The organism is Peribacillus sp. B65 (assembly GCF_058513295.1).
Window position 1 is genome coordinate 863,342 of record NZ_CP195840.1, and the last position, 24,523, is coordinate 887,864.

23 protein-coding genes are annotated in these 24,523 nt (G+C 40.3%); 6 read left to right on the forward strand and 17 right to left on the reverse strand.

The window, feature by feature from the left end; genetic code table 11:
• Positions 1–33 precede the first annotated feature (33 nt).
• The 3 genes from cstA to ACSR9O_RS04375 form a co-directional block, all read right to left on the reverse strand.
• The gene (gene cstA / locus ACSR9O_RS04365; protein ID WP_402940799.1) at positions 34–1,827 is read right to left on the reverse strand and encodes a carbon starvation protein CstA; all 1,794 of its coding nucleotides are present in this window, start codon (positions 1,825–1,827) and stop codon (positions 34–36) included.
• Between the two features lie 141 nt (positions 1,828–1,968).
• Positions 1,969–2,715, reverse strand: a complete 747-nt coding sequence (locus tag ACSR9O_RS04370) for a LytR/AlgR family response regulator transcription factor (protein WP_367408596.1) — start codon at positions 2,713–2,715, stop codon at positions 1,969–1,971.
• Positions 2,712–4,502 (reverse strand): LytS/YhcK type 5TM receptor domain-containing protein, encoded by a 1,791-nt coding sequence (locus tag ACSR9O_RS04375; protein WP_491723987.1) that lies wholly within the window; start codon positions 4,500–4,502, stop codon positions 2,712–2,714. Before ACSR9O_RS04375 ends, ACSR9O_RS04370 begins: the two co-directional genes overlap by 4 nt.
• Positions 4,503–4,757: 255 nt before the next feature.
• On the opposite strand from ACSR9O_RS04375, the gene ACSR9O_RS04380 reads away from it, so the two are divergent.
• From ACSR9O_RS04380 to ACSR9O_RS04395, 4 genes are all read left to right on the forward strand, one after another.
• The gene (locus ACSR9O_RS04380) at positions 4,758–5,447 is read left to right on the forward strand and encodes a response regulator transcription factor (RefSeq protein WP_491723988.1); all 690 of its coding nucleotides are present in this window, start codon (positions 4,758–4,760) and stop codon (positions 5,445–5,447) included.
• Between the two features lie 17 nt (positions 5,448–5,464).
• Positions 5,465–5,632 carry a hypothetical protein gene (locus ACSR9O_RS04385; RefSeq protein ID WP_157831104.1) on the forward strand — a complete coding sequence of 56 codons (168 nt, stop codon included), beginning with the start codon at positions 5,465–5,467 and terminating at the stop codon, positions 5,630–5,632.
• Between the two features lie 436 nt (positions 5,633–6,068).
• Entirely contained in the window at positions 6,069–6,389 is a 321-nt protein-coding gene (locus ACSR9O_RS04390; protein ID WP_402940787.1) for a YbjQ family protein, read from the forward strand.
• A complete protein-coding gene (locus tag ACSR9O_RS04395) occupies positions 6,389–6,616 on the forward strand; it encodes a hypothetical protein (protein WP_491723989.1) in 228 nt (75 codons plus the stop codon). The genes ACSR9O_RS04390 and ACSR9O_RS04395 overlap by 1 nt, the downstream gene beginning before the upstream one ends.
• Before the next feature lie 64 nt (positions 6,617–6,680).
• Here ACSR9O_RS04395 and ACSR9O_RS04400 read toward each other — a convergent pair whose 3' ends face one another.
• From ACSR9O_RS04400 to ACSR9O_RS04420, 5 genes are all read right to left on the reverse strand, one after another.
• Positions 6,681–7,142: a carboxymuconolactone decarboxylase family protein gene (locus ACSR9O_RS04400; protein WP_434168677.1), complete on the reverse strand. Its 462-nt coding sequence runs from the start codon at positions 7,140–7,142 to the stop codon at positions 6,681–6,683.
• Positions 7,143–7,229: 87 nt separating this feature from the next.
• Positions 7,230–8,099, reverse strand: coding sequence for an RNA polymerase sigma-70 factor (locus ACSR9O_RS04405; protein ID WP_491723990.1), 870 nt, complete (start codon positions 8,097–8,099; stop codon positions 7,230–7,232).
• A gap of 245 nt (positions 8,100–8,344) precedes the next feature.
• On the reverse strand, positions 8,345–9,049 hold the full coding sequence (locus tag ACSR9O_RS04410) for a hypothetical protein (protein ID WP_491723991.1): 705 nt from the start codon (positions 9,047–9,049) through the stop codon (positions 8,345–8,347).
• Between the two features lie 331 nt (positions 9,050–9,380).
• Complete coding sequence (locus ACSR9O_RS04415) at positions 9,381–9,557, reverse strand: hypothetical protein (RefSeq protein WP_164468801.1); 177 nt, start codon at positions 9,555–9,557, stop codon at positions 9,381–9,383.
• Between the two features lie 374 nt (positions 9,558–9,931).
• Positions 9,932–10,819, reverse strand: coding sequence for a LysR family transcriptional regulator (locus ACSR9O_RS04420; protein WP_230177159.1), 888 nt, complete (start codon positions 10,817–10,819; stop codon positions 9,932–9,934).
• A 134-nt stretch (positions 10,820–10,953) separates the two neighbouring features.
• Between ACSR9O_RS04420 and ACSR9O_RS04425 the strand changes: the two genes are divergently transcribed.
• Entirely contained in the window at positions 10,954–11,937 is a 984-nt protein-coding gene (locus tag ACSR9O_RS04425; protein ID WP_491723992.1) for a DMT family transporter, read from the forward strand.
• 10 nt (positions 11,938–11,947) lie between these two features.
• A complete protein-coding gene (locus tag ACSR9O_RS04430) occupies positions 11,948–12,091 on the forward strand; it encodes a YrzO family protein (RefSeq protein ID WP_230177156.1) in 144 nt (47 codons plus the stop codon).
• 89 nt (positions 12,092–12,180) lie between these two features.
• Here the strand turns inward: ACSR9O_RS04430 and ACSR9O_RS04435 are convergent, their stop codons facing one another.
• The 9 genes from ACSR9O_RS04435 to ACSR9O_RS04475 form a co-directional block, all read right to left on the reverse strand.
• The gene (locus ACSR9O_RS04435; RefSeq protein ID WP_491723993.1) at positions 12,181–13,749 is read right to left on the reverse strand and encodes a BCCT family transporter; all 1,569 of its coding nucleotides are present in this window, start codon (positions 13,747–13,749) and stop codon (positions 12,181–12,183) included.
• Between the two features lie 120 nt (positions 13,750–13,869).
• Entirely contained in the window at positions 13,870–15,057 is a 1,188-nt protein-coding gene (locus ACSR9O_RS04440; RefSeq protein ID WP_491723994.1) for an iron-containing alcohol dehydrogenase, read from the reverse strand.
• Positions 15,058–15,127: 70 nt separating this feature from the next.
• Positions 15,128–16,297, reverse strand: a complete 1,170-nt coding sequence (locus ACSR9O_RS04445) for a Zn-dependent alcohol dehydrogenase (protein ID WP_491723995.1) — start codon at positions 16,295–16,297, stop codon at positions 15,128–15,130.
• 27 nt (positions 16,298–16,324) lie between these two features.
• Positions 16,325–17,851: an aldehyde dehydrogenase family protein gene (locus ACSR9O_RS04450; RefSeq protein ID WP_491723996.1), complete on the reverse strand. Its 1,527-nt coding sequence runs from the start codon at positions 17,849–17,851 to the stop codon at positions 16,325–16,327.
• Positions 17,835–19,175 carry a lyase family protein gene (locus tag ACSR9O_RS04455; protein WP_491725442.1) on the reverse strand — a complete coding sequence of 447 codons (1,341 nt, stop codon included), beginning with the start codon at positions 19,173–19,175 and terminating at the stop codon, positions 17,835–17,837. Before ACSR9O_RS04455 ends, ACSR9O_RS04450 begins: the two co-directional genes overlap by 17 nt.
• A gap of 35 nt (positions 19,176–19,210) precedes the next feature.
• A complete protein-coding gene (aldA, locus tag ACSR9O_RS04460; protein WP_491723997.1) occupies positions 19,211–20,644 on the reverse strand; it encodes an aldehyde dehydrogenase in 1,434 nt (477 codons plus the stop codon).
• A 51-nt stretch (positions 20,645–20,695) separates the two neighbouring features.
• Complete coding sequence (locus ACSR9O_RS04465; protein ID WP_491723998.1) at positions 20,696–21,841, reverse strand: mandelate racemase/muconate lactonizing enzyme family protein; 1,146 nt, start codon at positions 21,839–21,841, stop codon at positions 20,696–20,698.
• A gap of 264 nt (positions 21,842–22,105) precedes the next feature.
• A complete protein-coding gene (locus ACSR9O_RS04470; RefSeq protein ID WP_491723999.1) occupies positions 22,106–23,008 on the reverse strand; it encodes an ABC transporter substrate-binding protein in 903 nt (300 codons plus the stop codon).
• 88 nt (positions 23,009–23,096) lie between these two features.
• Positions 23,097–24,449 carry a sigma-54-dependent transcriptional regulator gene (locus tag ACSR9O_RS04475; RefSeq protein ID WP_491724000.1) on the reverse strand — a complete coding sequence of 451 codons (1,353 nt, stop codon included), beginning with the start codon at positions 24,447–24,449 and terminating at the stop codon, positions 23,097–23,099.
• Positions 24,450–24,523 lie beyond the last annotated feature (74 nt).

Genomic DNA, 24,523 nt, shown 5'->3' on the forward strand with positions numbered 1-24,523 from the left:
TCCGGGCAGTTTTCCGCCCGGATTTTTTTATGCTCATGCTGATCTTTTCAATAGTTCTGCTTGAGGTATTTTCCAAAGCTCCCGCCATTTTTTCAAGGCGGCAACCAGAATGATCAAGCCTAGGATTAACATGGTAATCGATAATACTCCGTTCAAGATGCTGAATCCTGCAGAGTCCGGGTTCAGGTATACGTTTTTCACCATCCAGTACCCTGCTACATTAACGGTTACATATAAGTAGGCAAGGGGTACTAGGCATGTCCAGATATACCAGCGTTTGTCTGCGATTTTCAATACGACGGTCGCACCGATGATGAGTCCAATCGAAGCCATGAGCTGGTTGGATACGCCAAAGAGTGCCCAGATCGAACCGATGTCCCCAGAGTAAAGCAGGTATCCCCAGATAAAGCAGGCTAACGCGCTGGCGAAGATGTTCCCCGGCAGCCAGTCGACTCGTTTTAATGGTTTATAGAACTCCCCGAAGAAGTCCTGGATTAAGTAACGGGCAACACGTGTCCCTGAATCGATTGCGGTTAATATGAACACCGCCTCGAACATGATGACGAATTGGAAGAAAAACGAAGCCAATTTGTCAAAGAAGGGTATTTCGGTAAAAATATAGGTCATGCCGACAGCAAGTGTAACTGCCCCGCCTGTCCGTCCCTCCAGATTAATGCCGATTTCTTCACTGAGCTCGTCAAGGTGTACGGTTTCCATGCCTAATGTTTGAAATACTTCAGGTGTGGAGTTAATCGCAAAATAATCTCCTGGCTGCAGCGAAACCGCAGCAATCAATGCCATGATGGCGACGACACATTCGACAAGCATCGCTCCGAAACCAACGGATTTGATATCACTCCAACGGTTTAACATTTTTGGAGTTGTGCCTGATCCGACAAATGCATGGAATCCTGAAATCGCCCCACAGGCGATGGTTATTGAAATGAAAGGCCAAACTGGACCGGCTACGATCGGGCCCCCGCCATTAATGAATTCGGTAAACGCAGGAAACTGGATTTCTGGATTCACGACGAAAACACCGATAATCAATGCGGCAAATACACCGATTTTCATAAATGTACTCAAGTAATCACGTGGTGCCAGCAGCAGCCAAACAGGCAATGCGGCAGCAAAGAAAGCATAGATCGGCAAAATGATGGCAAGTGTACTCGCTTCAAGTGTCAATAATTCACCAAGTGCCGTTCCTTGAATGTTCGGACCAAGTAAAATTCCGGCCATGATGAGCGCGAACCCGACGATGGTCGCCCCTTTCAGGTTGCCGGTTTTTTTATGGTAAAGCCCTACACCCATGGCAATCGGAATGGTGATCCCGACAGCAAACGTCCCCCATGGATTATTTTCCAAAGCATGCAGAACGACCATTGAAAGTCCTGCCATCGTGATCGTAATGATAAAAAGCATCGCGAGTCCTGTACAGAAGCCTGCTACAGGTCCAAGTTCTTCTTTCGCAACTTCCGAAAGGGATTTGCCGTCTTTACGCATCGACGCGAAAAGCACGACGGCATCATGGACGGCCCCCCCGATTACAGCCCCGATCAGTAGCCATAATAAACTTGGCAAATACCCGAATTGTGCAGCAAGGATCGGCCCCACCAAAGGACCAGCCGCAGCAATGGCTGCAAAATGGTGGCCGAATGCCACCCATTTATTTGTTGGAACATAATCTTTTCCATCTTCTAATTTATGGGCCGGAGTCGGCTTGGAATCATCAAGTTTTAATACTTTAAGTGCTATGAATGTCCCGTATAAACGGTAGGCAATCATTAATATACAAATGGAGCCTATGACAATTGTAACCGCATTCATATTTGAACCCCCTCTATTACTTACATCGTAAAAAAATGATATCACAATGAAAGCGAATTCAATGGGTTTTCAAGTTATAATGCAGATATCGAGGGATGGACTGCATTATGATGAAGCTAAAATGCAGAATTATGAAAATTTTTAAAAACCGATCAGCTGCTTTAGCTCCTTCACATACGTCCGGCTTACCGGGATGTTTGAGCCGTCACTCATAATGAGATTATAAGTCGAGTTGAACCAAGGCTGTATTTCTGATATATGGATAACATTCACGATAAAACTGCGATGCACCCGTAAAAATGAGCGCTTATCGAGCTTCTTTTCAAGCACGATGAGAGGGTCGCCGATTTTATATTCATTTTCCCCGGTTTTAATGACCGTCTTTCCTTCCACGAGTCCTATGAACAAAATATGATCCCGGTCGATCAAAACGATCCGATCATCTATCACTACAGCCAATTTACCTGTCTGTTCCACCGCCATTCGGCTGGCGGGAGCTGCTGTTCCGGATTCGTCTTTCCCGATTTGACGCTGCTTCATGAGCTTATCCAATGTTTGACGTATCCTTTTTTCATTAAAGGGCTTTAATAAATAATCAAATGCATATAACTCGAAGGCTTGGAGGGCAAACTCATCATAAGCGGTCGCAAAAATGAGCGAAGGTGCGGGGTCAAGTTCCGCCAATTGCTTAGCCAACTGCAAACCATTGCCATCTGCAAGCTCAATGTCCAAAAAGACAAGTTCAGGTTTAAGGCGGGAGATATCCCTCATGGCATCTTCTATTCCCTCGGCCTCACCCACGACTTCAACTTGCCTGCTTCTCTTCAATAGATATTTCAATTCATCTCTAGCCAGTGGTTCATCCTCTACGATAAATGCTTTCATCATCGTTGCCATACTCCTTTCTCGTTGAGTGGTATTGATATGTTCACTTTGGTTCCGTGTCCCGCTTCACTTTCGATTGAGAGGCTGGCCTGACCTTTATAGATCCCTTCCAGCCGTTCACTGATATTATGAAGCGCCGTTCCTGTTCCCTTAGCCGATTCTACAGCATGCTTGCCCAATTCATCTATTCTCCCGCCCGGAATCCCTTTTCCGTCATCCTCCACAACAATGCGCATCGCATCGTCTTTAAAGTATGCGCGGATGATGATTTGACCTTTGTTTTTCACATGTGGAAATGCATGGTGTACCGCATTCTCAACAAGTGGCTGCAATGTGAATGGAGGGATGAGAACTTCCTTAAGCCTTGGCTCAATGCGATAGTCGATATGATATTTATCTGGAAAACGCGCCTGCTCCAGTGATAAATATGCGTTAACATGCTCTAATTCCTTTTCTAGCGGCACCAGTATTTGGCGGGCCCCTTGTAAATTAGAGCGAAAGAAAGCACTGAGCTCCTGCAATAAACTTCTTGCCTTCTCGACATCCGTCCTGCATAGAACAGATATCGTATTGATTGCATTGAATAAAAAATGCGGATGGACCTGTGCTTGCAATGCCTTAATTTCAGCATCTTTCAATAATTTCGTTTGCATTTCCGCTTTAGCGAGTTCCAATTGAGTGGAAAATAGTTTGGCCAATCCTTCAGCTAACTCTTGTTCCACTTGGCCTAATTTATCCGGATGCTTGAAATACATCTTCAAAGTCCCGACCGTTTTCTGTTGGACCTGCAACGGCAGGACTACGGCCGCTTGCAATTGACATTGATCATGAAAACAATAAATGTCCTTTTTTGTTTTGGCCACGATTATTTTCCCTTGTTCAAGGGCTTTTTTCGTTAAGCCTGTCGCTATTCCCACCTTAGGGACATGGTGATCTGACGCAGCGCCAACATGGGCAAGTACGCTATGATCATTGGTAATGGCCACGGCATCGGCTTCAGTCAGCCCCAAGATGATTTGGGCTATTCTTTTGCATGAAGTTTGATTAAGACCTTGCCGGAAAAAGGGTAAAGTCTGATCTGCAATCAAAAACGCAAGATTCGTTTGTACGGCCCGTGTCCGTGCTTCGTCCCTTGTAATCGATTGAATGATGAGCATGAATAGTAAAGTCCCGAACCCGTTGATGATGATCATCGGAAGTCCGATTACTTGTACGAGCTCCCACGCCCTTTCAAATGGTTTGGTAGTCAACAGGATAATGCCCATTTGAATCGCTTCCAAAGCCATGCAAATGGGCAGCGCAAACCAAGGAGTGATCATCCCATGCTCTCGTCGCCTTTTACCCAAAAAACCCGATAAGAACCCAGCTAAAATCGCGGCGATCGCACATGCCCCCGCTGTAAAACCCCCGAGAAAATAACGGTGAAGCCCTGCAATCAAACCTACTCCCAACCCAACAAATGGTCCCCCCAGTAAACCGCCGATTGCCACGCCCATAATCCTTGTATTGGCAATCGCGTTATCGGGAGCAATATCAGCATGCCAATCACCCTCCGGCATGGCATGGTTCCCGATTTCGATTCCTGTATAGTTACTTATGATGCCGAATGTTCCAAAAAGCGCGATAAACATGATTTTCTTCGACATTTCATGTTCATGGCCTATCATTTGCCGAAAGGGTTTCATATAAGAAAGCAGGAATGCAGCAATTACGATGATCCCCACTTTTTCAAACAGCGACGGTAATAAATCAACCAAAGCATCCACCCCATTTCTGGCTTTTTCATTCATCTTACACCAGCCATGAAATCCTTGTCGAATTTTGTTTTAGGTTTAGGAGATGGGTGTATAAGCATTATTTTTAGAATTTCATCAATACTCTGTGTAAATAAGTTAGCAATTGAATAAAATCCAAACCCGACGTGCCGTATCATTTCTGAAATAGCAATCATCATTTTTGGAACCCATCACAAGGTAAAATAGTTTATTGTGAAACGAGGAGAGTAAACAGGTATTTCATTTTAGGAACAAGTATGAGGTATGAATATGGAATTGAAAAATCAAATCATTTATATCAGTAAAAAAGTATTGAATAGTATTAAGAATTTCAAGTTTAATTTTGAAACTACTATATTTATCTTTGATAAAGAGCTAAATGTTTTATACTCTAAGAGTAATTTTGAACATAAAGATATATGTAATTTGGTTATAAAAGAATCTGTTGAAAATAATGCATTTGTTTTAAGTTCATTGCAAAATACTACTGTAAAAACTAAAAATCAAATCTCCGGGAAGTATTTTAGTGTTTTATCTTCCCCGATCCATGAAATTAAAAATAAGGAATTGCAAGGGTATGTTGGTATAATCACAAAGGATGATAATGGAAATTTCGAAATGATTTCTGAAATGCTCGCTAATCAAATCTCCTACGAGTTACATGTGTATCGTGAGAAATTATTAATAGAAGAGATAATAAAAACAGATACATCATCTTTAATCACCAGGGAACAACAACATGAAGTTGAACTGCGAATAATAAAAAATATAACTCAAGGTCTCAAAGATAAAGAAATAGCGGATAATCTGAATATAAGTGTTTCTACAGTTCGTAACTATGTAAATAAAATGTTTGAAGAACTAGATGTTACATCCAGATCACAATTAATCAGCTTGCACTATGAAAATAAATTGTATGAAATTCTTAATGAAATAAAGATAAATAGCCGCTATTTTTAGTACTTATAGGAGGAGTTATGATTAGTAGAGTCAGAACTTTTTATACACTAGGGGTTATATCATTAATTGGTGCTGCACTATTCCCAGTAGGATATGTAAAATCTTTCAATATATTTATCTCGTTGTTTATTTTAGGTATATTACTTATCTTAATCGCTCAAATTCAAAAAAAGAAAAATAAATGATGAAGGCCCTTTAAGTCTAAACTCTTGAGAGACCTTCATTATTACCTATAAGTTGATACTATTTACTACTTGATGTAATCCTACAAAACACTAATATTATAGAGCTAGCCCATATTAGAGCTTATATGGGCATTCACAGTAGCATCATAAATCTACACACATATATAACAATCAAAAATCAGCAGTAAAAACACCAATAAATTTAATCCCATTTCTTTTCTGCGAAATGGGATTTTTTATGCTTACCCGAAATATGTTATCTATTGTTAAGGGGGATAAAGCTTATATTATGGTAAAATTTAAAGGAATGATTATTGCGCTTGATAAAAAAGGAACTAAAGGGAATGTTTAAACTTCATGCGAACTTGGATCATTTGTTTATGCTTTCAGTTCAGGAAAATTTCATAATAAAGTAAATAAGTCGGAGGCGATTAATGTGTTGGTAGTTACCACAGAAAAAATTGAAGGGTACAAAATTGTAGAGGTAAAAGGGCCTGCCTTCGGTCTAATTGTAAGAAGTAGAGGGATTGGCGGCGATATCATGGCAGGGTTAAAATCCCTGGTAGGCGGAGAAATAAAGCAATATACAGCGATGCTTGAAGATTCAAGAAAAGAAGCTATGGACCGTATGATAAAAAATGCCAATGAAATGGGTGCAAACGCAATTATAATGATGAGATATGATTCTGGGGAAATCGGTAAAAATATGAGCGAAATTGTTGCATATGGAACCGCCGTCATTGTGGAGAAAATATAATGAAATTCATCATAGGGTACTATATATTACAAATTATTATAGTTATCTTATGCATTTTACTTGGATACTTTATCTATGATAAACGGCTTAAACGCAATCACGGTGTAAAAGTTCCTGATGGATTTCAATCGACAGATGAAATAAATATAGACCCCGTGACTGGAGAAAAAACAAGGGTGTATTATAATCCTGATACGGGTGAACGCTTTTATAAAAAAGAAAAATAATTAAAAAGCCACGTTTTTACAATTAAAACCCCTTGTAACCATACAAGGGGTTTTGATAACGACATTATTTTTGCATTACAGGCTTATAGTGCCCTGGTATGTTTTGGGCTGAAATGGCCAATCGGTTCCAGCCATTGATCGTGATGATTATGGTAACGAGATCGATATATTGTTTTTCATCAAAATGAAGGCGGACCCTCTCATACAGTTCATCAGGTACACCGTTTGCAGAAATGGCCGTGACCGCTTCCGTCAATTCCAGCGCTGCCCTTTCCGAATCAGAATAGAATGGTGTTTCACGCCAAGCACTCAAACAGTAAATTCTTTGTTCCGTTTCACCCATCGCCCGGGCATCCTTTGTATGCATATCCAAGCAGTACGCACAGCCATTGATTTGAGACGCGCGAATTTTAATCAATTCGATTAATGTGCTATCGATTTCCGTTGTTTTCTTGTACTCCTCCAAACCCATCATTAATTTGACCACTTCACGATTTGTCTTCATGTAGTTAATCCGTTGTTCCATGTCTATCTCCTCCATTAAATCTTTTTAGGTTCCACTTATAAGACAAAATAGAGGTTTGATTTGTGACATCCAAAAAAAAAAGACCCCTCAATCTATCACAGGAATATGATTTAATTTATCGGGATTGGTGACAATGAAGATTTTGCGGATATTTTTTTGTTTTGGATCTAATTCAAAGCAGATGACTTTGGTAGGCTTTCCTTCTTTCATTTGCAAAATTCCTTCCTGGCCATTGACCATCACCGGAAGAAGTTCTCCTATGAAGCCTCCTTTAGCGGAAACGCCTTTAAGAAAGGCGGATACGCGCTGTCTGGTTACAATTGGGTTTAATGCAGAAAGCACTTTACCTCCGCCGTCAGTAACAAGGACAACATCTTCTGTAAGAAGATCCAAAAACTCCTCAAAGTTTCCTGTCGCAGATGCTTTTATGAATTTTTTTGCCAAAAGATCGACATGTTTCGTATCCTCCGGATGGACGGGCCTATCATTCTGTAATTTTCGCTTAGCCCGGCTGTAGATCTTTCTGCAGTTCACTTCATTCTTTTCCAGAATCTCGGCGATATCTTCATAGCTGTAAGTGAATGCTTCCCTAAGCACGAAAACCGCTCTTTCAACAGGTGAAAGCTGTTCCAGCAAAACGAGGAAGGCATATGCAACCGTTTCATCCTTTACGACCTTATCTAGAGGCTGATCTGTTTCGTTTACCCGAGGTTCTGGCAGCCAAGGCCCTGTGTAAACCTCTCTTCTTTTACGGGCTGATTTCAAGTAATTCAGACAGCGATTTGTCGTCATTTTAGCAAGATATGCTTTCATGTCCTTAATTTCGTCGGTATCAAGCTTAAGCTGCAGGAATAAATCATGAACGATATCTTCTGCATCTGTAACCGATCCGAGCATTCGGTATGCGATGGAAAAAAGAAACGGTCGATATGTCTTATATAATGTATCCAACTCCACTTGCTTCACCTATTTTCTATCAAATTCGTATTCGAAATCCTATCACTAATTATTCTCTAACCCAATCATTTATCCTTCTTAATCTGAATAAAGCAGACAATCCTATCATAGAAAAAAGAGCAGCAAAAGAGCTGCTCTCAGACTGTAGACAAACTAGCTCCCAACCGTTCAACAGGATTCCTTACCGGACAAATATATTACCACTCTCTGTTAAAATGGTGTACCCAATTTCGGATACTCATTTATCAAGTTGCTTCATACCATATGATATCATCAAACATTTTTACAACCCGCGGTATGAAGCCTTCTTCATATTCTTCCGGGTATTGAACGATCGCATAGTAAACGCGGTCGCCATGTTGAAAAACCGACACTGTACCCAATATGGAATAATTACTGCCCTTCTGACTAATGTCAAATTCCACCTCAGACCAATCAAATCGGTTAGGCGAATTATCAGATCGCTGTTTTATCTCAAAGCCGTTGCTTATCACAACTTCCCTCGCAAACTCCGCCTGTTCTTCTATTGTCGCATTCGCACCCTCACTTTTGGAAAAAATCTGAACTTTGGCATCCTCATTTCTCTTGCCTGCAAAATTTGCAAAAACAATCATTGCATCTCCTTCACCAGAACTAGCCTCTTCAACGACCATGTCATCCACGATGTAGGTTGAGAATCCCAATGCCTGACTATGATGAAGCGTGAATTGGAATGGTTCTTCCATACCTTCTAATATGATCGTATCCGTTTTCGTATTTGGCAGAACTTTTGTCGGATCATCAACCGATTCACCTGAAGGATCTTCATCTTGCCTGTCGGTTTGCTTAGGATTATCATTTGGCTTTTCTGAAATTGGCGGAGATTCCTTATTTCCCTCCTGGACTCCTTTACAAGCACTAAATCCTGTTCCCAAAAAAACGGCTGCCAAAATCAACAATATCTTTTTCATTGGAACCCTCTTTTCTTGTGTTTTAACAAATTATTATACGGTCCCATATGGAAAAAAGTTACACTATGCTTCATTGAAATATCAGACTTTATCGACTAAAAAAGATCGATACTCCACTCGTTCCGAAAAGAAAATATGAGATCGATTCACTTTGATGCGTCTATATCTTTATTTAAGTAAACTATTCAATAGATAGTTTGAATAGGGAGTGCTTGAATGTATGATAATGTAAAGAATCGCACGTTCAAAAGGCCGCCAATTGGCGGCCTTCATAACTTCCCTTGCCTTATATGTACTAATTGAAAAATAAATGTTTATGTATCGTTTATCGTTAAGATCCAATGCTATGTTCTACTGCAGTATCCCAATTAGGAAAATAATACAATGCATTCTTCATTAACTCCGGATCTGACTTCTTTACCTCTTTCTTTCGAGGTAGCTTCCCTTCTTTTTCTACTAAGTCAGAAATTTGATTCACGACTTCTTCAACACTCATATTTACTTCCATCTCTGTTCCCTCCTTCTTGTTATTATTTATATTTTTTCCCAATTGATGAAAAGTAATACAATTTTTCTATAGTTAAACTACCAGTTTAGTTTAAGTAGGTTATTTGAATGTATGATAATTGAAATGATCGTACAGACAAAAAGCCAACGAAATCGTTGGCTTTTGTCTAAATAATTCCCAAAATACTTTCTAGAAGTAACATGATTAATAAACGACAAGCATAAGGAAACCGAAGCAATAATAAATACCATACTATGCTATATCGCTGTCCCTGTATCCCCATGTTTTACTTTTTATGAATAGTTTCGCAGCCTAAAATAATTGGTTTCAGCGATCCTCTATCATTCTATGTAAAGCTATTTGCTGCTCCTCCTTCATATCAGCTCAGGAGTAGGTCCAGGGTTTTGCTTAAATAGGTTTTCATGATGAGCTTCAATCGTTTGCAAGAAGCTTTTCATCGAGTTTGTCATATAAGCATCTTTACGGTGAATGAAGACAGTCGAGATATTGCGGTATTCTTCCGGAATTGCATGCACGTGGACTTTTGTTAGGTGGTTTACCGCCGATTGTGGTACGAGAGTAATGCCAAGACCGAGTGTTACGCTGGTTAAGATCGTTTCCAATACATTGAACTCCATGATCCTTTTGGGCATCACTTCTTCTTCCCTCAGCCATTGTTCCAGTTTAGAGCGATAGCCACAGCCCTGACTGAATACTAAAAATGGTTCTGTTATGATTTCTTCAAGGTTAAATGTTTCATTTCTTGTAACTAATACAAGTTTTTCTGTACATACATCGTATGGCTGAATGAGCGGATGTTTAATCGGTCCTGTAACAAAAGCGCCATCCAGCCTGTGTTCAATGACATCTTTAATTAAGTTTTCCGTTAACCCCGCCTTTATGGATAAATCGACATTTGGATACTGTTTATGATAAGAAGCTAGAATCTTGGGAAGATCGCTGACCGTTTCAACTGTACCGATGTTCAATATCCCTGTAGGTGTTTCACTATCCAGGAATACTTGCTTGAGTTCTTCCACATCTAGCAAAATTTTGTTTACATACTCCAGCATTTTTCTGGCCTCTGCAGTTAAAGACATGCCGCGTTTGTGCCTATTGAATAAAGGCGTTCGTAACTCCTGCTCTAAATGCTTAATCCTCGCCGTTACATTGGATTGGACGTAATTCAACTCAACAGCCGCCTTACTTACGCTGCCATATTTAGCGACGCACTGGAATATTTGCAAATCCCGCATTTCCATAAAAGTGCCCCCCTTCCTCAACTATCATTAATAATGATGATTACATTCATTTTAAGTCATTTTACATGATAATGACTTTATCATAAGGTGTGTATAGGAATTAAATCAATCATTATTTTTGAGGGGAAGCTTTTATGAAAAAAAATCAAGTTTTAATCGGTGCACTTTTATGTTTGACTGCCAGCATTTCTTGGGGAGCGATGTTTCCAGTTGCAGAAAGGGCCTTAATGTATATTGATCCTTTTTATTTCGCTTTTTTGCGATATTTAGCTGTTAGCGTCATTTTAGGGATATTGCTTTTAATTAAAGAGGGTAAGAAGTCTTTTAGCCTGGAAGGGCAAGGAAAGAAATTATTGTTTTTTGGGACGATGGCGTTCACTGTATACAACTTTCTCATTTTCGCAGGTCAAGATTTACTGGGGCATAACGGGGTAATTGTTGCTTCCATCATGGAATCATTAATGCCCATGATTTCAATTTTAATTCTGTGGGTTTTCAAAAGTGCCAGACCCATGAAGTATACAATCGCCAGCATGTTCCTTGCCTTGATAGGGGCCATTCTTGTCATTACCAATGGCAACTTATCATTCGTATTTTTATTGAAAGATAGCATCATCCCTATCCTTTTCATTCTTATCGGGGTTATAGGGTGGGTTATTTATACGATGGGCGGTAACCAATTCAACGGATGGTCAACACTTCGCTATTCGACTTTAACGTGCATTTTAGGAACAGCCGTATCAGCGATCATAACATTCCTCGCAACGGCTATGGGCCTGTCCGTCCCTACGGCAGAGGTTATGCAATCCATTTATGGCGAGATGATTTTCATGATTATTTTCCCTGGTGCCATAGCTCTTTTAAGCTGGAATTTAGGCATTAAACTTTTAACGCCGATCAATGGAATCCTATTTATCAATTTAGTTCCAATCACCACGTTGGCCATCGTTTTTATCCAAGGAGGATCACTATCATCCTACGAATTACTCGGAACTTTTTTAGTGATATATGCTTTGATTCAAAACAATTATTTTCAAAGAAAGAACTTGCCTTCCCGGGTTAAGGAAATGAATCCAAGTGAAAAGAAACATTTAATTAAAGGTACACAACATCAATAGGAGGGCAACAATGGATTTATTAACGCTTATGCTAATCTTTGGATTGGCTGTACTTTGGGAATTGGCAACGATTAATAAGAATGTGAAAAAGATGAATGAGCAAAATGCAGAATTGATCAATCTGTATAATGAAAGAAGGAAAAGAATTCGATAGGGTATTCCAGAACTTTTTCTAAATGCTAAAATACTACACAAAGAAAACCGGGGCAGCATGACTGTCCCGGTTCTTTTAACTTCCCAAAATTATATGACTTCACTTTTTTTCTCTAAATCTATTAAGTCTTGGTCTTCTCCGCTTTGATCACTAACATCATATTTTGCAGGAGATTTGGCGATTTTAAAGAGCGCAATCAATACTCCGAGCTCTAATATCAAAGCAGGGACACCGCCAAGATTAGAGAGCATTTTAATCCCGTCTATTTGGGCAAAGCTGATCATCATCCAGGAAACAAAACTTACGGTGATTCCCCAGGTAGCTTTGATTAAAATACCCGGCTCCGGACTTTTTGGGGAGATACCGGTAGAACTGATTCCGCCCATTGCTGCGGTATTTGCATCCGCTCCCGAGACAAATGATAGGAAAACAATGAATAGATAAAAAGGGATAACGACTTGAGCAAAAGGAAGCGCTTCGAATACTGCATATAAAACTGATTCAGCACCACTGTTATTCAAAACCCCTGCGAGTGCTCCCCCTTCCATTTGCATTTGAATGGATGTTCCACTAAAAATCGTCATCCAAATGCCACCGAATATCGCCGGCAAAATAAAGTTAACAAGGATTACGGTTTTTACTGTATATCCATAAGCTATTCTTCCTAGAAATAAAGCCGTAATCGCTGCCCAAGAAAACCAGTTTGCCCAATAAAATGTTGTCCACCATTGAGGCCATTGATCTCCAGCAGCAGATCCTGTAAATAAACTCTTCTCAAAAAAGTGCGTTAAGTAGTAACCTAACGATTCTGTTCCTAAATTCAGCATATAAGAAGTGGGACCTGCAATAAGAAGGAATAAAGCAACGGCATAGAACGCTTTAACGTTAATATTAGATAGTATCCGGATTCCTTTTGTCAATCCGCTTGATGCAGAAACAATAAAGATTGCCGTTCCGACGAGTGTGATAATTCCCCAAACAACCGGTGTACTTTCAATTCCGGTCAAACTTTTGATTCCGCCAGCTAGACTCATCGTACTCGTACCCATCGAGGCTGCCATACCCAAAGCCAATGTATATAAGCAGACTGCGTCAATCACCTGTCCGCTTTTCCCGTCTAATTTCTTACCTAGTACGGGTGATAGTGTAGACGATAAGCTATATGGTTTACGCATATTATAATAAGTAAAAGCAAAAACAATAATGGGTACACAATAAATAGCATAAGGTGTAATTGTCCAATGAAGGTACATCGTCGACATCGCAAAGATGGCCGCGGCTGGACTATTTGGGTCAATTCCCAAAGACTCAGGCGGCGCTGATACATGGTATACAGGCTCTACAATCCCCCAGAAAGTTAACCCAGAGGCAATGGTTGTGGTTAAAGTGATAGCAAACCAGTTTTTGAAACTCAAGATGGGCTTTGCATTTGCACCGCCGATTTTAACTTTTCCCAGTGGAGAAAAGTAAGTAGCAATGCACGCTATTACCATTAGTAATCCGCTTATACTAAACACCCCTCCTAAGTTTGCAATTACCCAATTGTTTGCATCAGTCGTTATTTTTATAAACGCTTCCTTATTAGTAAAGCTAAGAATAACGGCGCCTAACAGTAATAAAAACGGCGGCCAAAACACTAAGTGTCTGATACTTTTCATAATACCCTCCTAATTAAAGGAAAGCGCTTACAACCTTAATTTCGAAACGGATGCTTTTACCATCATCCATTTCGAAATTATAAGAATAAGACACTTCCAAAATATTTAAACTATTTATTATTAAGCATTAACTTGTGAAGGTGTTAAAATCTTGCTGGCAAACTGTTTCATTTCTTCCTTGGTTGCCACACGGCAATTATTTAGACGCATTGGAGTATTTTCCTCTGAAAATGCAATTTCAACCAGGCTATCGATGTCAGCCGGGCTTAAACCATCATCTTGCAGGGAAATCTTCAAGCCACTTTTTTCCACTAACCTATTAAATGCATCTGCACCTGCCAGAGCTAGTTCTTCCTCTGTCAATCCCGCTTCTTTAACTCCGAGAGCACGGGCAATTTCAGCATGAATTTTAATGGACTCTTCTGCGTTCCATGCATATGCAGCAGTTAAAGCAATGGAGACCGCACGGCCGTGGTGAATGCGTCCCAGGGTTCCGAGCGCATGACCGATGCAATGAGCGATTCCGGTTCCCCCTTGCTCAATGGCCATTCCTGCAAGGGTTGCCGCCAATGCGAGATTTCCTCTCGCCTCCAGGTCGGCAGGGTTATGCAGCGCCGTTTCAAAATGCTTGGTTATCAATCGAATAGATTGTAAGCTTAATGCTTCAATAAATGGATTCGATCTTTTTCCGGCGCATGCTTCAATCGAATGAACAAGGGCATCAAGAGTTGTGGCAGCTGTTAAGAAGTCCGGCAAGGCTACAGTGAATTTCGGTTCTAAAATGGCCAGTTCGGGTGCCATATCGGCATCCCATCCCCACACCTTTCTTTTTTCGTCAGTAGAAAAAACAACCGTACTTGTCACTTCGGCTCCTGTTCCTGAAGTAGTGGGAATCATGATCGATTTAATGCTCTTCGGTGCAAATGAATGTGCCATTAGCGCATAATGCATGGCCGGATGCTCTGCTCCTGCCACAAGGGAGGCCATCTTTGCTACATCCATTGCAGAGCCCCCACCCAACCCGATTACGCATTTAGAGCCGGACCGCCTAATGAGTTCTGCCGCTTCGTCAATAGATGCTGCCGTTGGATCACTTTGTACATTGCTAAAGACAATGGTTTCCACTCCATCATCCTCGAGCGCCTTCACGATGATATCAGAAAGGCCAACTTTCATTACACCGGGATCTGTAATTAGAACTGCTTTATTATGACCACTAATTCGCTTTACATCTGTTCCAATTTGCAAAGAGCGGTCAATTCCGAATGCAATTTGCGTTTTAGGTATGAATTCAAAAGAAATACTCAAGTTATATCCTCCTACTTCTAATCTTTGCTCGCCCATCCATCATCCGTCGATTGGATGATAAAGGAGCTGTTTATATTACCGGTCCAATCTTTTCACTTTCAAATTCCCTGTTGTCAATAGCTGGTTGTGTTGAAGACTCAATAACGGATCTCCCTACATTAATGCAGTTGCAGTCATGGAATGCATCAAAGGCAGTGTTGATATCATTAAGCTTTATACGCTCAAGGACCAGTTCATCCAACATAAATTTGCCATCAAGATAAAGCTGGGCTATTCGCGAAAAATCGCGGAATGGCTGTACATCACCATAGAAGCTCCCTTTTAGGATTTTCCCGACACGATGGAAGCCGCTTGCAGGCAAATTCAATGCCATATCAGGATTAAAGGCGCCGACCACTACGACCGTTCCACCCTTTCTTGTCCCTTTCCAAGCGTTTTCCGTTGCCTTTGTATTTCCTGAACAATCAATCGCAAAATGGACACCGTGTCCATTTGTTAAAGCTTTTAATTTTTCTTCTACATTCTCTTTTGCGACATTAACTGTATGAGTAGCGCCAAAACGTTTCGCAATTTCAAGATTTGCAGGTTTTACATCACATGCAATGATCTTGGCTGCCCCAGCAATTCGGGCACCTTGAATGGCATTAACACCTACACCTCCTATTCCAAACACAGCCACCGTTGAACCTGGAGTGACTTTTGCCGCATTTACCGCAGCTCCATATCCAGTGGCAACCCCACAACCGATTAAAGAGGCTTGTGCCATCGGCATTTCGTCCGGAAGTTTAATGCAAGACATTTCCGGCACTACTGCATATTCAGCAAATGTAGATAGAAGCGAGTTATGAAAAATTGTTGCCCCTTCTTTACTTAATCGAGACGTTCCATCCAATAATGTTCCATCAAACATCGGCCCAAAAGCTGACTCACATAAGTGAACAGCGCCTGTTACACAAAACTCACAAGTACCGCAATAAGGAACCCAGCTTAATGCAACCTTGTCACCAACTTTTACATTTTTTACATTCGGTCCAATCTTAGCAACAACACCTGCTCCTTCATGGCCTAAAATAGTCGGGGTTGGCGTCGAGGCATCATTTAAAGCATTTAAATCACTATGGCACACACCGGTTGCTTCTATTTTGACAAGCACTTCATTTGATTTCGGTGCTGCAAGATCCACTTCTTGAATGTCTAATGGTGCCCCAACACCTGTCATAACTGCCGCTTTCATTTTCATCATTCGTCCCCCAGCTTCCTTCATAGTTTAATAAGCCATCCAAATTGCTTTTGTTTTCGTATACGATTGCAGAGAGTGAATCGCATATTCCTTGCCCCAACCACTCTGTTTCCATCCGCCAAATGGACTCGCAAAATCGTAACATCCGTATTTATTAATAAACACCATGCCCGCTTCTAATTTTCTGGCTACACGGTTTGCACGTGATACATCATTTGTCCAAAGACCCGCTGCTAGTCCGTATACAGTATCGTTCGCAATTCGAACTGCTTCTTCTTCTGTATCAAATGGAATGATGCATAAAACAGGTCCGAAAATTTCTTCTTGAGCAATTGACATCTTATTATCTACATCTGCAAAAATTGTAGGGCGGATAAAGTATCCGTGTTCATTTTCACCCGTCATATCGCGCTCACCGCCTGTTACAAGCCGGGCACCTTCCTTTTCGCCATTTTCAATATGTTTCAAAATGGATTCCATATGCGCTTTAGATACCTGGGCACCTTGATCACTTTCCGGATCAAATGGATTGCCGCATTTGTAACGATTAGCGTACGTTGCAATTTTATCGACCACTTGATCATATACGTCACGTTGAACTAGTAAACGGGTTGGAGCGGAGCATTTTTCTCCTTTATGTGTAAATAATCCATAAAACGAGCGCTCGATCGCTGCCTGTAAATCCGGAGCATCACTAAAAATAATGTTTGGGGATTTCCCGCCAAGTTCAAGTGTTACTGGTTTTAAATTAGAATCTGCCGAGTCATGAACAAGTTGTTTTCCGACACCGGTACTTCCAGTAAACGAAACTTTATCAATATCCATATGACGGCTAATGTAAGAACCAATCGATCCTTTTCCTAATATTAAATTAAGGACCCCAGCTGGTAAGATACCTGCTTCATCAATGATTTCAAATAAACGGATGGCTGAAAGAGACGTTGTACTCGATGGCTTGATAATGACGGTATTTCCCATCGCCAACGCCGGTGCAAGCTTCCAGGCCGCCATATCGATCGGGAAGTTAAACGGGACAATTTGACCGCATACACCAATCGGATCACGTGTCGTATAGCTTAAAAAATCTCCTTCCACCGGGTTGTTTTCACCGTAGTATTTATCCGTCCATCCAGCATAGTACTCGAATAAATCTGAAGCTTCCTGCACGTCATCATTAAATGATTCTGTATAAAGCTTTCCATTATCCAATGACTCTAACGTTGCAAGCTCTGCTTGATGCTGTTTTATTAACGCACTAATGTTGCGTAAAGTTTTTGCGCGGTCTTTTCGTGTCAATTCGCGCCAAGGGCCGTGGTCAAATGCCTGGCGGGCGGCTGCTACAGCTTGATCAATATCAGCTTTTGTTGCACTTTGAAATTGTCCGATAACTTTACCGTTTGAAGGATTGATTGTCTCAATCGTTTCCCCGCTTGCACTATCAAGCCATTCGCCATTTATATAGAGTCTTTTCGTTTGTTTTAGCCATTCTTTTGCCCATTCTAATTTCGGTTGCTCTATTCCTTTAAATAAAGTTTGCTCATTGATTTGTGTCATTTGTTTCCCCTCCGCTATAAAGAAGTTCCTTTACACCTTCATGACCTTTTTCTTTCAATATCGTTGAAATTTTTGCATAACCGTATTTTTCTTTAAGGGTCACAACCAGTGGAATCAGACCATTTGATAATTGTTCACATCTCTGTGCATTGACAGTAGTCCCGTTTATACAAAGCATCGTGAATTTTGGCAGCATGGTTGAAAACATGTTCATGGCATCTAAGATATTAACTCCCGCTGCACCTTCGAATACATTCAAATCCAATTCACCATGTTCTAATGCAGACTGGACGACACGATCACAACCTAATACTTGAAAACAACATTGAATGAGTGTTTCCGGTATAACCGGATTTATTTTCCCCGGGAAAAACGATGAACCTGCTTGTACTGCTGGAAGTACAATTTCACCAAACCCTGCTTCTGGTCCTGATGACAGCAATCGTAAATCTTTAGCGAATTTAATCAAACAAGATGCAAGCTGTTTCAGTTCACTTGACACATCAGCTAAATCGTCCATATTTTGAGCAGCATCAAATAAATTTTCCCGATGATGAAGCAGCAGTCCCGATGCTTCACATAACTTCATAACAATCACATCTCGATATCTGTCCGATGCACCGACACCAGAGCCAATAACCGTTCCTCCCAGATTGATTGCGTGCAATTGTTCAACAGCCTTTTCCATATGCTTGAGACGGCGCTCCAACATTGCTGCATAACCACTGAATTTTTCACCTAATGTAACACGCATGGCATCTTGTAAACATGTTCGCGAAATTGTGGTAATATCACTAAATTCACTTGCTTTGAACGTCACTTTTTCTATAAGATCATTCATTTCTTGTCTTAATAATTGAAAACTTGAGATTATCGCCATCCGGATCGCTGTATGACAAACATCTGAAGTAGATTGAGATGCATTCACATGCTCTGTTGGATGAATGGGTGTATACCTGCCTTTTTCCACACCGAATGCTGCATTAGCAAAATTGGCAATCACTTCATTGACATTCATATTTGTTCCGATCCCGCCGCCGCCGTGTAATACATCAATTAAAAACTGATCTCCATTTGCTCTAGATAAAAGGTGATTGCAAGCAGAGGATATCTGTTCACCCACTTCTTTTGAAAACACTTTAGCTTCTACATTTGCTGCAGCAGCTGATTTTTTTACGATTAAAAGGGCTTCCACGTATAGTGGGTATTGCTGAAGCGTCCGATTTGAAAACGACAAATTTTCAATTGTTCGTACTGTGTTAATTCCATAAAGAGCCCCTTTAGGAATTGCAACCTTTCCGATTTCATCCTCTTCTACTCTCATATTGTTCAACACATTTCACCTTCTTCGGATCCAAATTAAAACTTAAGATAAACAGTTTTGATTTGTAAAAATTCTTCAAATCCATGTTTTCCATCATCGCCGCCAATACCCGATTGTTTCCAACCAGAGTGATACCCTTGGTAAGCTTCTCCTTGTTGACGATTTACATATACTTCGCCACATTCCAGCTTCGTTGTAAGTTCCATCACATATTGATAGTTGTTTGTGTAGACGTTGGCAGTCAGGCCATATTGTGAGTCGTTTGCCATATCAATCACTTCTTCTAACGTATCGAATGTAATGATCGGCAGCACCGGGCCAAAAATTTCATCGTGAACGATATTCATTTGTTGAGTGCATTGATCTAAAAGAGTCGGAGGATAAAAACTATCGGTCAATCCTTCTACTAAAGTGCCACCGCATAAAATCGTGGCTCCTTCATCTATTGCCCCGAGTACCATGCTGTGCACACGCTGAACGTCATGAGCGCTTATTAAGCAACTCATTTCCACATCCGGATCGGCTAGCCCATCACCAATATGAACGGATTGAAAAGCCTCGACCAGTTTTTTCGTGAACGTTTCCTTAATGTCCCGATGAACATAGACGCGCTCGGTGTTATTACAAACTTGACCAGAGTTCGCAAGCCGGCCTCCCTTTATTGCATTGACAGCCAAGTCTATATCTGCATCCTCCATAACAATGGCAGGTGCCTTTCCGCCGAGCTCGAGCGACGTACGGACCATATGACGAGATGCTTTTTCCATGATTCGTTTACCGACTCTCGTACTTCCAGTAAAAGTCACCATATTTATTTGGTCTGAAGAACTTAATGTTTCACCCACAACATCATCAGTTCCAGTGACGATATTAATAACTCCTTCAGGGAACCCGGCTTGATGAATACATTGTGCAAGTTCTAAGGCGGATAAGGGTGATTTCACACTTGGCTTGATGACAACTGTATTACCGCAAATAAGTGCTGGAATGATTTTTCTCATTAATACGTAAATAGGAAAATTCCATGGAACAATCACTAAAACAACACCAAGCGGTTCTTTAAAAGAAATAATTTTTTCATTCGGATTATCACTATCAACTACATCGCCTTCAATACGTCGGGCCCACTGCGCTTGGTATTCACCTAAATCTGCTGCATAAAAGACTTCTGACTTTGCAGCAGACAGTGGTTTCCCCATCTCCTGTGTAATAGCAGCGGCAATTTCATTTAATGATCCTTCTTTTCGCATTTCGTTTAATAGATTCATGACGAATTCAGCTCTTTTGTACGACGGTAACCCTTTCCATGAGGAAAAAGCATGTTTTGCTCCTTGAATGGCGTGTTCGGCTTCTTCCTTTGTACAAGATGACACTTGAGCAACTACTTGACCGGTTGCTGGGTATATAACATCCATATAGTCTTCACTATGGATGAATTGTCCTTGAATATATGCTTGGTATTGTTTCACGGTTCTTTTCACCCTTCTTTACTAGTTTCATATTTCGAAAGCGAATACATTTTAAATAGAGATTGGATTGCTTTCTCCTACATAAAAGTGATTCACCTCATATTTTCTTAACGCCTCTTCGTCTAACTCGATCCCCAAGCCTGGTTTTTCAGGTGCGACTAGATATCCTTCGGCGTCGATCATTAAGCTATGCTTTTGAATATAATCGCGGCGGTCATTTGACCATGCAGGTGGATCATAAGGAAATTCCAAATATGGACAATGACTGATTGCTGCAGCTAGATGTAGGTTCGCTAGAAGACCCACGCCATTTGTCCACGTATGGGGACTGAACCACCCACCGCTCCCTTGAACTAGTTCAGCAATCTTTTTCGTTTGTGTAATTCCTCCTGATAAAGCAACATCCGGTTGATATACATCAAGTGAATTACTCTTATTCATTTCTCTAAAATCATGCCAATTCCGATTCATTTCCCCCCCTGCGATACGAATACCGACCATGTCACGCAATTTTGCCATCATTTCAAATTGATGTGATGGAAGTGGTTCCTCTAACCAAAAGACATTTAACTGTTCAAGTTCTTTTGCGACTTGATAAGCCATTTTCAAATCCCAGGTACGTTCAACATCCCAAGGCATTTTCCAGCCTTGATTCGCATCAACCATTATTTCCAGCTTGTCTCCAACTGCTTTCCGTACAGCTTCCACCACTTTAATATCATCTTTGACATCTTTATGGTGAAAACGAATTTTCATCGCTTTGAAACCTTGTTCCACAAAAGAAATAGCGCGTTCTGCACGCACATCCGGAGTGACAATTTCGCCTGTCGAAGCATAAGCCAGCAATTTATTTGAACGTCCGCCAAGTAATTTATAGACTGGTTGTCCTGTCGCTTTCCCCATTAAATCCCAAAGCGCCAAATCAAGTGGCCAACAACGTCCATAATGAAAATCAATATTCTGAATGACTTGTGAATGACGTTCTATTGCAAAAGGATCTTGGCCGATAAATAAATGCTCATGACCTTCAAACCCCAACATCAGGTCTCCTGACCCAACACCGGTAATGCCTTCATCCGTATGAACATACACCACGGTTGATGCAAATTTTTTCCTCGGTTCCGGGTCCCACGCTGCCTTAAATGGTGGATCTAGCGGCAATAAATAGTGCTTGATTTCAATGCCTGTAATTTTCATGTTGATGCCTCCTATAAAATTTGAATTGCTAAATTTTTTTATTTGCTAATTCTTTATTTGCTATAAATTAATATTGCAAGTCCCATGCCAACTTCTTTTATGCTCTAATATCAGCCATAATAAGCATGAATACTTCGAATTGTAGAAATCCTCTACAAAATAAGTGTAGAAAATTTCTACAGTGTATAGGTTCTCTACAAAATTACGCTTTCTGCGATACATAATTATCCATAATCAAAAAAAATAAGCCTTGCATTTGCAGGCTTATTTTTGGATCAATTCATTTGTGACCAAGAAATCATAGGCTACCTTTGATACATCTTGATGAAGAATATCTACTTGATAGATTAAATGATCTATCTTTTCATTTGTTAATTTGGCCGAAAGAAGGTTTACTTTTTTACTGATGATAGGATATTCTTTCATTGTTTTCGTTAACATTATAGGAGCGGCATGATAAGGAGGAAACACCACTTTATCCTCCTTTAATACACCTAAACTATATTCTTCAATACGGCTGTCTGATTCCATTCCTACAGCAACATCCACTCTTCCCTCTTTTACAGCTAATGGAAGTATTTTTGAATCAAGGGCAATCACATCCTCTTTCCCCAGGTCAACATGATACGCCTCGTTTAATCGCTTGAATCCGTCCTCTCTAATCAAAAACTCTTCGTTTGTTGCAATCTTTATTTTATTTTCTTCTCTTTGGATATATTTCATCAAATCACTAATTGTATAAATATGATGTTTTTCCATGAAAGTACGTGTAACAATGAGTCCCCAACTGCTATTAAAATCACTGCGATTTAACCAGGTTATCCCTCTTTTAGCATCTTCTTCTTTTACAAGTTGATATAATTGATTTCCATTATAAACGGGAGACTTCTTATGATAGTACATTCTGGCTGTATTCGTATATTCCCAGTAAATATCGATAAATCCTTGTTCAACGGCTTGTCTAATGGAAGGGCTGTCTAGAAAGCGAATTTCTTTTACTATAAACCCTTCATTTTTTAATAACAACGCAGTCATTTTCATTAGCAGATATTGTTCCGTTAACGATTTGGATCCGATTTGGATAACGTGATTTCCTGATGTTTGATCTGTTTTGGGCTGGTTTTCTTTTTCTGTTGATTCGATTGAATGAGAGTCGTTACAGGACAATAAAAATAGGCAGCACAATAACATCACGAAAACTCTACACACTTTATAAAGGCAACTGTTCAAGATATTCTCTTCCTCAAATGCGGATTCATGGTTTGATCCCCATTTTTTTCATCTTATAAATAAGAGTATGACGTGCAATACCTAACTTTTCTGCAGCTTTTGTTTGATTATCGTTTGTTTCCGTAAGTGCTTTTTTTATCATTTGTTCCTCCACCTCTTCCAATACTTGTGAAAGATTATTGCTTATCGTTTTTTGCTCATTACGTAAAGACGATTTGTCATGGGCTAATTGCTGGTTGGTGAATGTGTACTCTAAATCGGCCACTTCGATCGTTCCTATACGCTTTAGAATGTGGATCCTCTCTATCGTGTTTAATAGCTCCCGAATGTTACCTGGCCAAAGATGGGAAGATAATTGTTGTACAACTTCAGGGTGAATGGTAAGTTGTTTTTTGTATTTTTGATTTAGTTTTTCAATGTGATGATTTACAAGCGGGCTGATATCTTCTTTCCGATCTCGTAATGGAGGAATTTCAACCTCCATTAAATTAAGACGGTAATATAAATCTTCCCTGAACTTCTGTTCTTGGACTAATTTTTTTAAGTTTTTATTTGTAGCGGCAATAATTCTTACATCCAATGAATGGTACTCATTGCTCCCAAGCTGCATTATTTTCTTTTCTTCAATAACATGCAGTAGTTTGACTTGCATTCCTAACGAAATTTCCCCGATTTCATCCAAGAAAATGGTTCCCCCATCCGCTGCCAAAAACTTCCCTTTTTGTGAGGATGTCGCTCCTGTAAAGGATCCTTTTCGGAAACCAAACAACTCGCTTTCTAGTAACGTTTCTGGAATTGCAGCACAGTTAATCGCTACAAAAGGCTTGTCCCTGCGAATACTGTTTTCGTGAATCCATTTCGCTAACGCAGTTTTGCCAACACCGCTCTCTCCAAGAATCAGGATGCTGGCTTCTGTATCCTTTACGCGTTGCACCAATTCCATCACTTTATTCATCTTCCCACTTTGAGATATAAACCCTTGAACACTCAACCTGCCATCGCTTTCCCCACGCGGCTGCTGACACACCTTTATTACAATCTTTTTTAGTTCCTCAAGTTCAATCGGCTTATTTAAATAATCCGCCGCTCCAAGTTTCATCGCCAATACAGCGCTTTCAACATTTCCGTAAGCAGTCAACATTATAACTGGAATATCATTTTCTTTTTTAATGACTTTTAAGACATCTATCCCTGTCATATCAGGTAGCATATAATCCAAAATAACGGCATCGATTTTTGTTTTACTAATTATATTTAAAGCATCTTGTCCATTGTGGGCAACAAAAGTACGCAGCTGAGCCTTTTGTAATTTACGGGCGATCAATTTACATAATTGCTCTTCATCATCCACTATCAATACATTCCAAGTAACAGTCATTGTGCTCCTCCTCGGTTTTGCAAAGAATTAGAGAGATCCATTGGTGGTTTACACCTTGTCAGGTCAACCAATAA

Excerpts from the sequence above, each read along its gene's own strand:
- ACSR9O_RS04380 (WP_491723988.1), top strand. The coding sequence starts at position 4,758 with ATGGAATTGAAAAATCAAATCATTTATATCAGTAAAAAAGTATTGAAT.
- ACSR9O_RS04425 (WP_491723992.1), top strand. The coding sequence starts at position 10,954 with ATGAAAAAAAATCAAGTTTTAATCGGTGCACTTTTATGTTTGACTGCC.
- ACSR9O_RS04370 (WP_367408596.1), bottom strand. The coding sequence starts at position 2,715 with ATGATGAAAGCATTTATCGTAGAGGATGAACCACTGGCTAGAGATGAA.
- ACSR9O_RS04445 (WP_491723995.1), bottom strand. The coding sequence starts at position 16,297 with ATGAAAATGAAAGCGGCAGTTATGACAGGTGTTGGGGCACCATTAGAC.
- cstA (WP_402940799.1), bottom strand. The coding sequence starts at position 1,827 with ATGAATGCGGTTACAATTGTCATAGGCTCCATTTGTATATTAATGATT.
- ACSR9O_RS04465 (WP_491723998.1), bottom strand. The coding sequence starts at position 21,841 with ATGAAAATTACAGGCATTGAAATCAAGCACTATTTATTGCCGCTAGAT.
- ACSR9O_RS04435 (WP_491723993.1), bottom strand. The coding sequence starts at position 13,749 with ATGAAAAGTATCAGACACTTAGTGTTTTGGCCGCCGTTTTTATTACTG.
- ACSR9O_RS04410 (WP_491723991.1), bottom strand. The coding sequence starts at position 9,049 with ATGAAAAAGATATTGTTGATTTTGGCAGCCGTTTTTTTGGGAACAGGA.
- ACSR9O_RS04385 (WP_157831104.1), top strand. The coding sequence starts at position 5,465 with ATGATTAGTAGAGTCAGAACTTTTTATACACTAGGGGTTATATCATTA.
- ACSR9O_RS04395 (WP_491723989.1), top strand. The coding sequence starts at position 6,389 with ATGAAATTCATCATAGGGTACTATATATTACAAATTATTATAGTTATC.
- ACSR9O_RS04420 (WP_230177159.1), bottom strand. The coding sequence starts at position 10,819 with ATGGAAATGCGGGATTTGCAAATATTCCAGTGCGTCGCTAAATATGGC.
- ACSR9O_RS04415 (WP_164468801.1), bottom strand. The coding sequence starts at position 9,557 with ATGGAAGTAAATATGAGTGTTGAAGAAGTCGTGAATCAAATTTCTGAC.
- ACSR9O_RS04455 (WP_491725442.1), bottom strand. The coding sequence starts at position 19,175 with ATGAGAGTAGAAGAGGATGAAATCGGAAAGGTTGCAATTCCTAAAGGG.
- ACSR9O_RS04400 (WP_434168677.1), bottom strand. The coding sequence starts at position 7,142 with ATGGAACAACGGATTAACTACATGAAGACAAATCGTGAAGTGGTCAAA.
- ACSR9O_RS04375 (WP_491723987.1), bottom strand. The coding sequence starts at position 4,502 with ATGAATGAAAAAGCCAGAAATGGGGTGGATGCTTTGGTTGATTTATTA.
- ACSR9O_RS04475 (WP_491724000.1), bottom strand. The coding sequence starts at position 24,449 with ATGACTGTTACTTGGAATGTATTGATAGTGGATGATGAAGAGCAATTA.
- ACSR9O_RS04450 (WP_491723996.1), bottom strand. The coding sequence starts at position 17,851 with ATGACACAAATCAATGAGCAAACTTTATTTAAAGGAATAGAGCAACCG.
- ACSR9O_RS04430 (WP_230177156.1), top strand. The coding sequence starts at position 11,948 with ATGGATTTATTAACGCTTATGCTAATCTTTGGATTGGCTGTACTTTGG.